Source organism: Myceligenerans crystallogenes (assembly GCF_039529775.1).
Classification (GTDB): domain Bacteria; phylum Actinomycetota; class Actinomycetes; order Actinomycetales; family Cellulomonadaceae; genus Myceligenerans; species Myceligenerans crystallogenes.
Genome location: NZ_BAAANL010000004.1, coordinates 460,398 through 474,524, shown reverse-complemented (window position 1 = coordinate 474,524; position 14,127 = coordinate 460,398). Strand labels below are relative to the sequence as shown.

General features: G+C 71.9%; 10 protein-coding genes. 5 read left to right on the top strand and 5 right to left on the bottom strand.

The annotated features are described in order from the left end of the window. Positions 1 to 2: 2 nt before the first annotated feature. Positions 3 to 2,444 (bottom strand): glycoside hydrolase family 3 N-terminal domain-containing protein, encoded by a 2,442-nt coding sequence (locus tag ABD208_RS12325; RefSeq protein WP_344103147.1) that lies wholly within the window; start codon positions 2,442 to 2,444, stop codon positions 3 to 5. Positions 2,445 to 2,950: 506 nt separating this feature from the next. Between ABD208_RS12325 and ABD208_RS12320 the strand changes: the two genes are divergently transcribed. Together ABD208_RS12320 and ABD208_RS12315 are read left to right on the top strand one after the other, a co-directional pair. Beyond that, complete coding sequence (locus tag ABD208_RS12320) at positions 2,951 to 3,766, top strand: MBL fold metallo-hydrolase (RefSeq protein WP_425561105.1); 816 nt, start codon at positions 2,951 to 2,953, stop codon at positions 3,764 to 3,766. Between the two features lie 653 nt (positions 3,767 to 4,419). After that, on the top strand, positions 4,420 to 4,887 hold the full coding sequence (locus tag ABD208_RS12315; protein ID WP_344103145.1) for a HEPN domain-containing protein: 468 nt from the start codon (positions 4,420 to 4,422) through the stop codon (positions 4,885 to 4,887). A gap of 19 nt (positions 4,888 to 4,906) precedes the next feature. Here the strand turns inward: ABD208_RS12315 and ABD208_RS12310 are convergent, their stop codons facing one another. From ABD208_RS12310 to ABD208_RS12295, 4 genes are all read right to left on the bottom strand, one after another. Next, positions 4,907 to 5,410 carry a GNAT family N-acetyltransferase gene (locus ABD208_RS12310; protein WP_344103256.1) on the bottom strand — a complete coding sequence of 168 codons (504 nt, stop codon included), beginning with the start codon at positions 5,408 to 5,410 and terminating at the stop codon, positions 4,907 to 4,909. Positions 5,411 to 5,412: 2 nt separating this feature from the next. Beyond that, positions 5,413 to 6,126, bottom strand: a complete 714-nt coding sequence (gene purQ, locus ABD208_RS12305; RefSeq protein ID WP_344103142.1) for a phosphoribosylformylglycinamidine synthase subunit PurQ — start codon at positions 6,124 to 6,126, stop codon at positions 5,413 to 5,415. After that, positions 6,126 to 6,395, bottom strand: coding sequence for a phosphoribosylformylglycinamidine synthase subunit PurS (purS, locus tag ABD208_RS12300; RefSeq protein ID WP_344103140.1), 270 nt, complete (start codon positions 6,393 to 6,395; stop codon positions 6,126 to 6,128). Before purS ends, purQ begins: the two co-directional genes overlap by 1 nt. Before the next feature lie 182 nt (positions 6,396 to 6,577). Continuing rightward, positions 6,578 to 8,884 (bottom strand): substrate-binding domain-containing protein, encoded by a 2,307-nt coding sequence (locus ABD208_RS12295; protein WP_344103138.1) that lies wholly within the window; start codon positions 8,882 to 8,884, stop codon positions 6,578 to 6,580. Positions 8,885 to 9,077: 193 nt separating this feature from the next. On the opposite strand from ABD208_RS12295, the gene ABD208_RS12290 reads away from it, so the two are divergent. From ABD208_RS12290 to ABD208_RS12280, 3 genes are all read left to right on the top strand, one after another. After that, entirely contained in the window at positions 9,078 to 10,091 is a 1,014-nt protein-coding gene (locus ABD208_RS12290; RefSeq protein WP_344103136.1) for a LacI family DNA-binding transcriptional regulator, read from the top strand. 182 nt (positions 10,092 to 10,273) lie between these two features. Next, entirely contained in the window at positions 10,274 to 12,097 is a 1,824-nt protein-coding gene (locus ABD208_RS12285) for a glycoside hydrolase family 6 protein (protein ID WP_344103134.1), read from the top strand. Positions 12,098 to 12,302: 205 nt separating this feature from the next. Beyond that, positions 12,303 to 14,084 (top strand): cellulase family glycosylhydrolase, encoded by a 1,782-nt coding sequence (locus ABD208_RS12280; protein ID WP_344103131.1) that lies wholly within the window; start codon positions 12,303 to 12,305, stop codon positions 14,082 to 14,084. Positions 14,085 to 14,127 lie beyond the last annotated feature (43 nt).

Sequence of the window (14,127 nt, the reverse complement as noted above, 5' to 3'; positions counted from 1 at the left end):
GTTCAGCCGCAGGTCAACGTGGTGGTGGAGGGCGTGGAGCCGGAGCCGATGAAGCCGTAGCTCGCGGACTGGCCCGCGCCGAGGTTGCCGTTCCAGCTGACGTTGGACACCGTGTTGCCGCTCAGGGTGCCGTTCCAGACCTGGGTCACGGTGACGCCGGACGGAAGCGTGGTGCGCCAGCCGTTGAGACCGCCGGATCCGGCGGTCACGGTGACCTCGGCCTGATAGCCGCCGCCCCATGAGTTGACGACGCGCAGGCTCGCCGAGCAGGTTCCGCTGGTCGGTGACGGCGTCGGCGACGTCGACGGGGTGGGCGACGGCGACGGGCTCGTCGACGGGGTCGGGGTCGGCGTCGGGGTCGGGGTCGGCGTGGGCGTCGGGGTCGGCGTGGGCGACGGCGTCGGGCTCGGGCCGCCGGTCGTCAGGCCCCAGCCGTAGGGGAACTGGGGGTCGTAGCTCGCGTCGCCGACGTTGGTGACCGGCGATGCCGCGTCCCGCGGCCACGACACAGGGAGCTTGCCGGTGAACGGGGTGCGGCCGAACAGGACGTCCGCGACGCCCGCGCCCTCCGAGCCCGGGAGCCAGGAGGCCACCAGGGCATCGATGCCGGCCAGCTGGCTGGTCACGACCTGGGGACGGCCCGAGACGACCAGCACCACGCAGGTCTCGATCGCCGCGCAGACGCGGTCCACCAGGGCGGCGTCGCCGGACTGCAGCGACATCGACCTGGGCTCCCGCAGCACGCCGCCGTCGGACCACCGCGGCCCGCCGACGTCGCCCCAGCCCTCCGCGTAGGGCGTCTCGCCGACGACGACGACCGCGGCGTCGGCCCCGTTCATCGGCGCGGACGCGTCCTTGCTGTACGTGACCGCGCTGCCGGTGGCCCGGATTCCCTCGAGGATGGTGGTCCCGGTGTGGCCGTTGCCCGAGTAGCCCTGCCAGGTGCGGGTCCAGCCGCCCATCTGGTTGCCCAGGTCGTCGGCGTTGCGGCCGGCCACGTAGACGGTGCCGGACGGGTCGAGCGGCAGGGCGCCCCCGTCGTTCTTCAGGAGCACCTGCGACGCCGCGACCGCCTCGCGGGCGACCGCGCGGTGCTCGCTCGACCCGATGCGGGCCGCGCCGGTTCGATCCGCCCACGGGTTCTCGAACAGGCCGAGCTCGAACTTGGCGGTCAGGATCCGCGAGACGGCGTCGTCGATCCGCGACACGGGGATCTCACCGGCCTGGACGGCCTCGATCAGGCGGGTGTGGAAGCGCCGGTACTGGGTGGGCTCCATGGCCATGTCGACGCCCGCGTTGACGGACGCGACGATCTGGGCGCGGGTGGGGGAGTCCGACGCGCGCGGCGGGATCTGGTGGATGGCCTCCCAGTCGCTGACGACGAAGCCGTCGAAGCCCTGCTGCCCCTTGAGCCAGCCGGTGATCAGGTCGCGGTGCGCGTGCATCTTGACCGGGTTCCCGGTGCCGTCGTCGGTGAGGTCGACGCTGGAGTAGCTCGGCATGACCGAGCCGACGCCGGCCGCGACGGCGGCCTTGTACGGGGGCAGGCTGATCCTGCCGAGCTGCTCGCGGCTCTGGACGGTGATGCCCTGGTCGACGGTGTAGTTGCCCTCGCCCGTGCCGAACTGGGTGTCGCCGTCGGCGGCGAAGTGCTTGGCGGTCGCGAGCACGCCGGCCTCCTGGTAACCGCCGATCGCGGCGGCCCCGAGCGTGGTGGCCAGTTCGGGGTCCTCGCCGAAGGACTCGTAGGTGCGGCCCCAGCGGTCGTCACGGACGACGCAGACGCACGGCGAGAACGTCCACGGGATGCCGGTGGCGCGCGTCTCGACGGCCGTCACGCGGGCGGCCTCACGGACCAGCTCCGGGTCGCGCGTGGCGCCGAGGCCGATGTTGTGCGGGAAGATCGTGGCGCCGGCGAGGTTGTTGTGCCCGTGCACGGCGTCGACGCCGTACAGGATCGGGATCCCGAGACGGGTCGAGAGGGCCTGCCTCTGGAAGCCGTCGACCATGTCGGCCCAGCCCTGAGGCGTGTTCGTGCCGGGCGCCGAACCGCCACCCGACAGGACGGACCCCAGGCCGAGCTCCGCGATGTGCTGCGGGTTCCCGGCCAGGCTGCCGCGTTCGCCCTGGGTCATCTGACCGGCCTTCTCGGCCAGGGTCATGCGGGCGAGCAGATCGGCGACACGATCCTCGGTCGGCAGCTCGGCGTCGCGGTAGGCGGCGTCGCTCAGCGGAACGGCCGGTGCCGCGGCGGAGACGACGGCGGCCGGGGCGGCTCCGCGCTCGGCGCTCGTCACGCTCCCGGACGCCGGAGCGGCGACGATCCCGGCCGACGCGAGCGTGGCCGCGGCCAGGATCGCGGGGACGACGACGGCGCGGACGGGCTTCCCGGGTATCTGCCGGTGGCGATGTCCGGGCCGTGGCGACTTGCTGGTGCGGTGCATGACGTTCCTCTCGTCGGTGAGCGGACACGCGAACTGGCCGGCGTGCTCGTGATCGAGCCCGCCCGGGACGTCAGAATGGCCAGATCTTTACCTGGAATGGATAGAGAGCGCTCCACCAGTGCAGGCCATCCCACCGCCGGCCTCCAGGACCCGAAACGTTACGACGGGGAGACGGCTCACACAGGGCGCCGGAGTCACACACAGAACCGTCCGGAACAAACCGCAGGACGTCCTCCGTCCAGGTCTGGCATACCGTCGGCCCTCATAGTGGTCGGCGGACAAGGGCACCACCTGGCACCGCGCCACGCTCACCAACGGTGTCGCCACCGTGAACGCGCCCTCGGGCGCCGGCGTGATCGCCCTCCGCGCCGAGGCCACGGACGCCGCGGGCAACACGGTCAAGGAGACGATCCAGCGCGCCTACACGATCGGGTGATCCCGGCACGCCGGGTCGTGGGTCTCCCGCCGGAGCCCGCGACCCCGGCGAGACGCGTAGCGTGGGGCGGGTGAGGACCGTGACGCCGTTCGTCTCCGTGCAACGTGCCGAGAACCCCGGGCCGATGACCCTCGACGGGACGCGTTCCTACGTGCTGCGCGCACCGGGTTCCGAGAGTTCGGTGGTCGTCGACCCGGGGCCGGACCTGGGGCCACACCTCGATGCCCTCGCGGCAGCCGGCCCGGTGGAACTGGTGCTGATCACGCACCGGCACGCCGATCACACGGCGGGCTCCGCGGGGTTGCGCCACCGCACCGGCGCCCCGGTCCGGGCCATGGACCCCGCGCACTGCCTCGGCGCGGAACCGCTCCGCGGCGGCGAGCTGATCCGGGCGGCGGGCCTCCGCATCGAGGTCCTGGCCACCCCCGGCCACACCGGCGACTCGGTGTCGTTCGCGGTCACGGGCCCGACCAACGGCCTCACCCCGTTCCCGGAGACCGTCGTCCTCACCGGCGACACGGTCCTGGGCAAGGGCACCACGGTCATCGCCGAACCGGACGGCTCCCTCGGCGCCTACCTGGAGAGCCTCGATCTCCTGGAATCCGTCGCGGGCGAGTCGACGACGGGCCTCCCCGCCCACGGCGACCCCCTCCCCGACCTGGCAGCGGCGGTCCGCCTCTACCGGGCCCACCGCATCGACCGCCTCGAACAGATCCGCAAGGCCCTCAAGCACCTGGGGACGGACGACGCGATCCCTGACGGAGACCTCTCGACCCTGACGGACGACGTCGTCCGTGCCGTGTACGACGACGTCGACCCGTCGGTCCTTCCCGCCGCCCGCCAGAGCGTCCTGGCCCAGCTCCGCTACCTCCGCGGGGGGTTGTAAGCTAGGATCAAGTTACATAGACTTAATCCACATCAGGCACGCTACGGTGAGAGTTGTGCACACTGGCCATCCCGAACTGCTCCCGATCCTGCGTTCTCGCGTTCAGGGCAGCATCCTCGCTCAGACCTACCTCCGGCCCGATCGTGAGTACACGGTCGGCGAACTGACCGAGGCCGCCCACGCGACCCACGGCGCCACGTCTCGCGAGGTGAGCCGACTGGTGGAAGCGGGATTGCTCACTGACCGGCGCCTCGGGAACGTCCGCCTGGTCAGGCGAGGCGAGAGCAGCCGCCTGACCCGCCCGCTCACGGACCTCCTGATCGCGACCTTTGGCCCACTTCCGGTCCTCGAGGACGAACTGTGCGAGATCGACGGAATTGATCTAGCCTTTATCTACGGATCATGGGCTGCCCGATACGAGGGCGAGCCCGGACCTCCCCCGAACGACGTCGACGTGCTCGTCGTCGGTACCGCAGATCGCGATGTCCTGTACGACGTCGCAACGCGATCCAGCGAACGGCTCGGCGGGTTCGAGGTCAATATCCGGCGGATAAGGCCCGCTGCCTGGAACGCAGACAGTCCCGATCCGTTCGTCCAGTCGGTCCTCACGAGGCCACGGATCGACATCAGACCAGGCAAGGGAAAATCCAGGAATGCTTCGATGGGAACAGGGACGCGAGCACATCGACAGGATGATCAAGGAGCGCCACCTGCAGCGAGTACCAGCGAGTCGTGAACAGGCAGATTTCTTGCTCGAGCAAGCTCGCCTGCACGCCTCGGCAGCGCGCGACCTGGCGATGACAGACCCGGCCCTGGCCTACACGGCGCTGTACGACGCCGCACGGAAATCACTGGTAGCCGTCCTGGCGAACCAGGGCCTGCGTCCGACATCCAGTGGCGGCCACATCGCCACCCACGAGGCAGTCGCAGCGCAACTCGTACCTCCTCTCGGTCAGGTACTCCGCCCCTTCGATCTCATACGCCGGACCCGCAACCAGAACGAGTACCCGGACTTCGACGGGCCGCACGCAGAGAAGGACGACGTACTCGAGGACCTTCCCAAGGCAGAGAAGATCATCGACATGGCCGCACGTGTCCTGGACCAGATGCCGGTCTACTGAGGCGTGGGGAAGTGGAACATCAGAGGCTCTTGCCGTAGCAGAGCTGGTCGTCGCTGTCCGCCCATTTGCCGTAGGGCGGGATGCGGGTCCAGCCGAGTTTCTCGTAGAGGGCGACGGCTTCCGGTTGTCCCGTGCCCGTCTCCAGGACCAGCCGGGTCAGGCCCGCCTCCCGTGCCGCGGACTCCAGCTCCTCCATCAGGCGCTTCGCCAGGCCGCGGCGGCGGAAGTCCTTGACGACGAACATGCGCTTGAGCTCGCCGGTGGCCGGAGGGTGGTGGCCGCCGACGCCGTCGTCGGACAGCGAGACGTCGCGGATGCTGCCGCCCGCGGCGGCGACGTCGGCGACGCGGAGGACGATCGTCGCGGCGATCGTGGCCGGTTCGATGACTTCCTTGCTGTCCTCGTCGTTGCCGTAGCGTTCGGCGAGCTCGCGGACGGCGGCCTGGCGCAGGGCGACGGCGTCCGGGTGATCGAATGGCACCCGGACCGCCGTGAGCCGGCCGAACGTGGTGCCGGTCGTCATCGTCACGCGCGGACCAGGGACGCCAGGACCGAGCGGAAGAACTGCAGGCCGTCCGTGCCCGAGCGCGGCCCGTCGGCGCCCGCGGGGCCGAAGCCCGGTTCCACCGCGTGCTCCGGGTGCGGCATGAGGCCGACGACGTTGCCGCGCTCGTTCGTGATGCCCGCGATGTCGCGGCGGGAGCCGTTCGGGTTCCGGCCGTCGTAGCGGAAGACGACGCGGCCCTCGCCCTCGAGGCGGTCGAGCGTGGCGTCGTCGGCGACGAACTGGCCGTCCTGGTTCTTCAGCGGGATCGTGATCCTCTGACCCGTGGCGAACTCGTTGGTCCAGGCCGTATTGGCGTTGGTGACCTTGAGCGTCTGCTCACGGCAGACGAAGTGCAGGTGGTCGTTCTTGATCATCGAGCCCGGCAGCAGGTGGGCCTCGGTGAGGACCTGGAAGCCGTTGCAGATGCCGAGCACGGGCATGCCGCCGTTCGCGGCGTCCACGATCGAGGCCATCGCCGGGGCGAACCGGCTGATCGCACCGGCGCGCAGGTAGTCGCCGTACGAGAAGCCGCCCGGCAGCACGACGGCGTCGACTCCCTGCAGGTCCGCGTCCGCGTGCCACAGCGCGACCGGCTCGCCGCCGGCGAGCCGGATCGCGCGCGCCGCGTCGCGGTCGTCGAGCGTGCCCGGGAACGTGACCACGCCGATCCGGGCGCTGTTCAGCGTGCCCATCAGGCGGCCGGGGCGGTCGAGGCGTCGGACGCCGTCACCGACACGACGTCCTCGATGATCGGGTTCGACAGCACTTCCTCGGCGGCCTTCCGCGCCTGCTCGAGGATCTCCGGCGTGACCTCGCCGTCGACCTCGAGCTCGAAACGCTTGCCCTGCCGGACACCGCTGAACTGCGTGAAGCCGAGGCGCGGCAGCGCCCCGACGACAGCCTTGCCCTGGGGGTCCAGGATCTCGGGCTTGGGCATGACCTCGACGACGACGCGTCCCACGCGGGGCTCCTTGAATGACGTTGGGATACCGGGGCCGATTCTACTGGGAGGCACGCCCCGGGCGTCGCGGCGATTCACAAGTCACAACTGTGATGTTGGCCAAGGTTGTTGGCTGAGGCTATCGGTTGGCCCTCCGCCGACAGCGGGCCGGCGGTCAGCCGGCCCCCGGCCGCCGCCGGCCCTCAGGTCCCCAGCCCTCTCTCGACGCCGCCCGCGACCCGCACGGGCCCCCGTTCGCCCTCGCGGCCCAGCACCATCAGGACGCCCACCATCCGGGCCCGCACGCCGGCGTCGTCCGTGACCGTCGTGGCCCGCGCGCGCACCCACAGCTCGCGCCCGTCGGCGGCCCGCAGGCGGTGCTCCAGGTCCAGCGGCTCCGGCGCCCCCGCGAGCTGCTTCGCGATGGCCGACTGCACGGATCGCTGGTCGTCCGGGTGCACCCGCCCGGTCCATTCCTCGATGCCGGAGCCGACCGCGTCGCAGGGCAGCCCCAGCAGGGACTTCCACGTCTTCGAGTAGTAGACGTGACCCGTGGTGATGTCCCAGTCCCAGGTGCCCTCCAGGGCGACCTCCTCCACGAGCCGGTACCGCACCTGCCCGGCCCGCAGGTCGAGCGCGAGCGCCCGCTCCCGGGCGGCCATGTCCGCCAGCGCGGCCCGCTGGGTGCGCAGCGACACCAGGCGCGCCTCCCGGTCGAGCGCGACGGCGAGCATCGCCGCCCAGTGGTCGAACTTGTCGCGCGCGCTGGTCGCGTGCGTGTCGACGGCCCCGCCGATGAGCAGCAGCCCCCAGTCGCTGGTGTCGAACGTGACCGGGATCACGAACGCCATGCCGTCCGCTGAGTCCAGCAGCGCGCGGGTCGGGAACTGCGACACGGGCAGCTTCTGCCCCACGAGCGACCTGACCTGCGGCGACGTCGCCGTCGTTCCCACCACGGTGAGCAGCCGCGCGGGATCCGCGGCCGTCCCCGCCGGCGGGCGCGGCGCCGGGCCGTCGATCTCCCCGGCGTAGTCCGGCAGCCCCGGGCGCGGCACCTCGTCCGGCACGGGCGGATGCGCGAGCCGCTCGGCGGCGTCCGACCACAGCGCGAGGGTCGCCGGGCCCTGGTGGCCCTTCGGCAGCCAGCGCAGCGTCCGGATCGTGGCGGCGTCCGCGTGCAGCAGGCCCAGGTCGAGCTCGTACTGCTCGCCGATGGTCCGTTCCAGGCGGCCCGCGCGGGCCAGCAGGGTCTGCGTGCAGCCGGTGCTCACGGCGACGACGACGTCGGTCATCGCGCGCGCCACCGCGCGCCGGCGCGCCGTCGGCCCCGGGTCCCCGGAGGTCCGGCCCGTGCCCGCCTTGCGCGCCCGGGCGAGTTCCTCCTCGAGCTCCCGCAGCGCCGGGACCAGCTGTTCGAGCGCCTCCGGGTGCGGGCGCAGGGCCCGCGTGATGTCCGAGAGCGAGGCCAGCGCATCGGCGTCGGGCAGCAGCGCGAGGGTGTCCGCGCTGCGCACGATCCGCTGCACGCTGCGCATCCACGCCTCGACGCCCGGGGTCGCCCCCGCGCCGTCCAGCACGATCCCCGCGACGCCCGCCAGCCGCGCCCAGGACGACGCCGCCTCGTCGCCGCCCTGCACCAGGCCGACGCTCGGCTCGCGGCACCCGCACGACTCGCGCGTGATGAGGCTGGCCGCCGACAGGTGCCGCCCGCGCGGCCGCTCGCCCCGGATCTGGGCCACGAGCAGCGACACGGCGAGCTCGCCGACGCCGTCGTGGTGCGGGTCGACCGTCGCCAGCCGGGGCCGCATGCGCGCGCCCAGGTCGGAGTGGTCGAAGCCGATGACCGCCTGCCGCTTGGGCAGCGCGAGCCCGCTGACCTGCAGCATCCGCGTGAAACCGGCGGCGTTGCGGTCCGTCGCGGCGAAGGTCGCCGTCGTGGGCATCCCGGCGGCCAGGGCCTCGCGCGCGGCGGCCGCGCCCGACGCCTCCTGGTTGTCCGCGGCGTGGTAGACCCACTTGTTCTGCGGCTCGATGCCGTGATCGCGCAGCGTGGCCTGGTACGCCTCGAAGCGCTCCACGATGTCGGACTGCCGCAGGTTCCCCACGAAACCGATTTCGGTGTGTCCATGGCTCACAAGATGCTCGACCGCCGCTCGCGTGCCCCCCGCGTTGTCGGGCGCGACGGCGGGGGCCTGCGGCCCGGCCGCATGCTCCCCGACCAGCACCATCGGCCGCTCCTCGTTCCCCAGCCGCTCGATGGTGTCGGCGTCGACGGCCTGGGTCACGATGATCAGGCCGTCGGCGGCGTCGAGCCCCACGGGCACGCCGATGGGCGGCTCCTCGGGGAACTGCGCCCGCTCGAGATCCGCCGGATACGTCTGCACGACGACGACCCGGTGTCCCCCGGAGCGCGCCGCACGCGACACCCCGGCAAGCACCTTGCCGAAGTAGTGCCCTCCCACCACCGGCGACAACACTGCCAGTGAGTACTTGCCTCTTACGGATGTCATGGCTACACCCCGTCCTCGTCGACGCTGTGCAAAGTATGTGCTGACAGGGCATGCTACGGGAATGGTCTCGACGGCGCGACCGAATCATCACGAAGATTCTGAAAACCCGACCGGCAAGGGCGAAGTTCGGCCCTCACCCCGCCCCCGGGGCGCTCCATCGCGCCCCGGCGGCGGTAAACGGCGACCCACGATCGTGGACGTCGCACGGGCTGCGGGGGTGTCCACCGCGGTGGTCTCGTACGCCCTGAACGGGCGGCGCGGCGTCGCGGAGGTCACGCGCGAACGCGTGCTCCGGGTGGCCGACGAGCTGGGCTGGCGCCCCGCCACGGCCGCACGCTCGCTCCGCGCGGGGCCCGGCGCGGCCGCGCTCGTCGCGGTGCACGACGGCGCCGCGGGCGCACGGGCCGGCTCCACGCTCGACCTGGTCACCGCGGCCTCGGAGATCCTGGACGACGGCGACGTCACGCTCGCCGTGCACGCGGCCAGCAGCGTCGAGCACGCGGCGCACCTGATGCGCCGGTGGTGGGCCGAACGCCGGTACGCGGGCTTCGTCGTCACCGGCCTGCGGACCGAGGACGCGCGCCTGGCGGCCCTGCGCCACCTGCCCGCGCCCGTGGTCCTCATCGACGAGCCGCTGGTGCCGACGCCGGCCGCGTGGCGCAGCGTCGTGCTCGACGACGCGACCGCCTTCGCACAGGTCGGCGAGTTCCTGGCGGACCTGGGGCACCGGCGCGTGGCGATGCTGACCGGGGCGGAGGGACTGCTGGCCACGCGCCGTCGTGCCACCGCGATCCGCAGCGCGCTCGCCGGATCGGGCATCGAGTTCGACGCGGTGTCCGGCGACGGCGTGGATCGCGCCGCCGCGGCGGTGGGATCGCTCCTATCGTCCGGCAGCCGGCCCACGGCGGTCGTCACGGACGACGACGTCACCGCCGGGATCGTGCTCGACGTCGCACGCCGGCTCGACATCGCCGTGCCATGGCAGCTCTCGGTCGTCGCGGGCACGGACTCACCCGCGTGCCGGCTCACGACGCCGTCGCTCACGGCGGTGCCGTACCCGGTCCACGCCCTGGGCAACGCCGTCGGGCACGCGCTGCTCGGCGTGCTGCGCGCCGACGACGCGAAGGGCGAGAAGGCCCCGCAGACCAAGCCGGTCGACGTCGGAGGCCTGCTGATCCGCGGCTCCACGGCACCCCCCACCCCCTAGGCGGAGGTTTTCGCCGCCCTGCGGATCCGGGTACCTAAACGATTCGTCAGGTGTCGGCCAAAGATCCGACCGGGCAACGATTCGACAGCCGCCGCAGAAAGGCCTGCGGGGTGCGCGCGCCTGCCGGTCCCACCGATGAAGGAGGACCGGCGGCGCCGCCAAGAACGACCCGGGAGGTCATCGTGCAACGAAACAAGAGGCTGCGGGCGAGCGCCGCGGCCGGGGCCGCGGGGGCGCTCATCGCCGCGTCGGCAATGATCGCGGTAGCCACCGCCCCGACGGCATCGGCAGCCCTCGTCGACAACCCGTTCGTCGGCGCGAAGCAGTACATCAACCCTGACTGGCAGGCATCCGTGGACGGCGCCGCGGCGCAGGTGGCGGGCAGCAACCCGACCCTCGCGAAGCAGATGGCCGCCATCCGCACGCAGCCGACCTCGGTCTGGATGGACCGCATCCGGGCCATCGAGGGGACCGACCGCCAGCACGGCCTGAAGTGGCACCTCGACCAGGCGGACGCCCAGTCCGGCGGCGAGGCCCTGGTCTTCAACCTGGTCATCTACGACCTGCCCGGCCGTGACTGCTTCGCGCTCGCCTCGAACGGCGAGCTGCCCCCCACGGCCGAGGGCATGACGCGCTACAAGACCGAGTACATCGACCCGATCGTCGCGCTGCTCGACGACCCGGCCTACGACAACCTGCGGATCGTCGCGACGATCGAGCCGGACTCGCTGCCGAACATGGTCACCAACATGTCCGACCCGGACTGCAGCGTGTCCGCGCCGTACTACCGCGAGGGCGTGCAGTACGCGCTCAGCGAGCTGTACGAGGTCGGCAACGTCTACTCCTACATCGACGCGGCCCACTCGGGCTGGCTCGGCTGGGACGACAACGCCACCAAGATGGCGACCGAGTTCTCGAACGTGATCAAGGGCTCGCGGTACGGCTGGGCGTCGGTGGCGGGCTTCGTCACCAACACGGCGAACTCGACCCCGCTGGTCGAGCCCTACCTGACCGACCCGACCCTGCAGGTCGGCGGCGGCCAGGTGCGCTCCTCGAAGTTCTACGAGTGGAACTCGAACTTCGACGAGGTCGACTGGACCGCTCGCCTCTACTCGCTCATGACCGCGCAGGGCGCGCCGTCGAGCATCGGCATGCTCGTCGACACCTCGCGTAACGGCTGGGGCGGTTCGGCCCGTCCGACCAAGGTCTCGACGTCGACGTCGCTCGACACCTACGTGAACGAGTCGCGCATCGACCGCCGCACCCACCGCGGTGCGTGGTGCAACCCGTCCGGCGCCGGCATCGGCGAGCGGCCCACCGTCGCTCCGTCCGGCTACACGAGCTCGCACCTCGACGCCTACGTCTGGGTGAAGCCCCCGGGTGAGTCGGACGGCTCCTCCGAGGAGATCCCGAACGACGAGGGCAAGCGCCTCGACCGCATGTGCGACCCGACGTACTCCTCGGGCACGCTCGGCGGCAACCTGACGGGCGCCCTGCCCGGCGCCCCGCTCTCGGGCCAGTGGTTCCAGGCCCAGTTCGAGATGCTGGTGCAGAACGCCTACCCGGTGATCAGCCCGGACGGCACGGTCCCGTCGCCGTCGGTCTCCCCGTCGGTGTCCGCGTCGCCCTCGGTCTCCCCGTCGGCTTCCGCGTCGCCGTCGGTCTCCCCCTCGGTGTCCGCGTCGCCCTCGGTCTCCCCGTCGGTCTCGGCGTCCCCGTCGAACCCGGTCACCGGCAAGTGCTCCGCCGTCCTGCGGATCACGAACTCGTGGGGCGGCGGCTACCAGGCCGACGTCACCGTGACCGCGGGCTCCGCCCCGATCACGGGCTGGAAGGTCACGCTGCCCTCCGGCACCACCGTGAACCAGGTCTGGAACGGCACCCTGTCGGGTACGTCCGTCTCGAACGTCGGGTGGAACGGCAACCTCGGTGCCGGCGGCACCGCAGCGTTCGGCTTCATCGGCAACGGCACGGCCCCGACCGCGGGCGCCCTGACCTGCGCCTGAGCCTGACCCGCTGAGCTCCACCCGCAAGACCGGCACGATGGTGCCGCAGCAGTGAAACCCCGCGCGGGGGAGCGTCGCCGGACGGCGACCTCCCCCGCGCGGCTCGTGTCCGGGACCGTCCGGTCCCCCGGGCACCGCCCTCGGGCTCCCGGCCCGTGCCGGGCAGCACGAGGGAAACCCCGCAACAGAAAGTAAGGAGTCTCCGATGAGACTGCATCACGCCCCGGGCATCGTCGCCCGGGCGGTGGCCGGACGGGCCGCCCGGCTCGGCACGGCGGCCGTAGCCCTCGCGGCGGTCGCCGTCGTCGGCCTGACCGGGCCCGCCGCCTCCGCGGCCGGCGCGGCGAGCGCCGCCCTGCCCGCCGCGGGAGTCGCCGCGGCGGCACCCGCCGCCTCCGGCGACGACTGGCTGCACACCAGCGGCAACAAGATCGTCGACGCCGCCGGCAAGGAGGTGAAGCTGACCGGCGCCAACTGGTTCGGCTTCAACGCCGGCGAGCGCGTGTTCCACGGCCTGTGGTCGGGGAACATGGACAAGATCACCAGGAGCATGGCCGACCGCGGCATCAACACCGTGCGCGTGCCGATCTCGGTGGAGCTCCTCACGGAGTGGAAGGCCGGGACCTACAAGCCGATCAGCGTCAACACCTACGCGAACCCCGAGCTGGAGGGGAAGAACAGCAAGCAGGTGTTCGACCAGTTCCTGAGCCTGTGCGAGAAGTACGGCCTCAAGGTCGTGCTGGACGTGCACTCGGCCGCCGCGGACAACTCGGGCCACATCCACCCCGTGTGGTGGAACGCGAGCTTCACGACGGAGCAGTTCTACCAGGCGTGGGAGTGGGTGGCGACGACGTACAGGAACAACGACACGATCGTCGGCGCCGACATCAAGAACGAGCCCCACGGCAAGGCCGACGAGACGCCGCGCGCGAAGTGGGACGGCTCGACAGATGCCGACAACTGGAAGCACGTCGCGGAGACGGCGGCCCAGCGCATCCTGGCGATCAACCCGAACCTGCTGATCTTCGTCGAGGGCAACGAGACCTACCCGAAGGACGGCGTCTCCTGGTCCTCGACCGACAAGACGCAGTACCACAACACCTGGTGGGGCGGGAACTTCCGCGGCGCCCGGCAGCACCCGATCGACCTGGGCGCGCAGCAGGACCAGCTCGTCTACAGCCCGCACGACTACGGGCCCCTGGTGTTCGAGCAGCCGTGGTTCAAGGGTGAGTGGTCGCGCGCGACCCTCGAGCGGGACGTGTGGGACCCGAACTGGCTCTACCTGCACAAGGAGGGCACCTCGCCGCTGCTCATCGGCGAGTGGGGCGGGTTCATGGACGGCGGCCCGAACGAGAAGTGGATGCAGGCGATGGCGGACCTCATCGTGGACCGCGGCCTGAGCCACACGTTCTGGTGCCTCAACCCGAACTCGGGTGACACGGGCGGGCTGCTGCTCAACGACTGGGCGAGCTGGGACGAGGAGAAGTACGCGCTGCTGAAGCCGACGCTGTGGCAGAGCGGCGGGAAGTTCGTCTCGGCCGACCACCAGGTGCCGCTGGGCGGGGCCGGCTCCACCACCGGGATCTCGGTGACGGAGCTCAACGGCGGCACGGTGCCGTCGCCCAGCGCGACGCCGTCGTCGTCCCCGACGCCGAGCGTGACGCCGACGGCGTCGCCCTCGGTCAGCCCCACGGGCGGGACCGGTGCGTGCACCGCCGCCTACCGGGTCGTGAACTCGTGGTCCGGCGGCTTCCAGGCCGAGGTCACGGTCACGGCCGCGGCTGCGAGGTCGGGCTGGACGACGACGTTCACGCTGCCGAGCGGGGTCACGATCGGCAGCCTGTGGAACGGGACGATGTCGGGGACCTCGCCGGTGACGGTGAAGAACCTGGCGTGGAACGGGAACATCGGACCTGCTGCGTCGGTGACGTACGGGTTCCAGGCCAGCGGGTCGGCGCCTGCTGCTCTGGCGGTGAGCTGCGCCTGACGTCGCGGCGCGGACGCGACGACGACGGAACGACGTCGTCGCG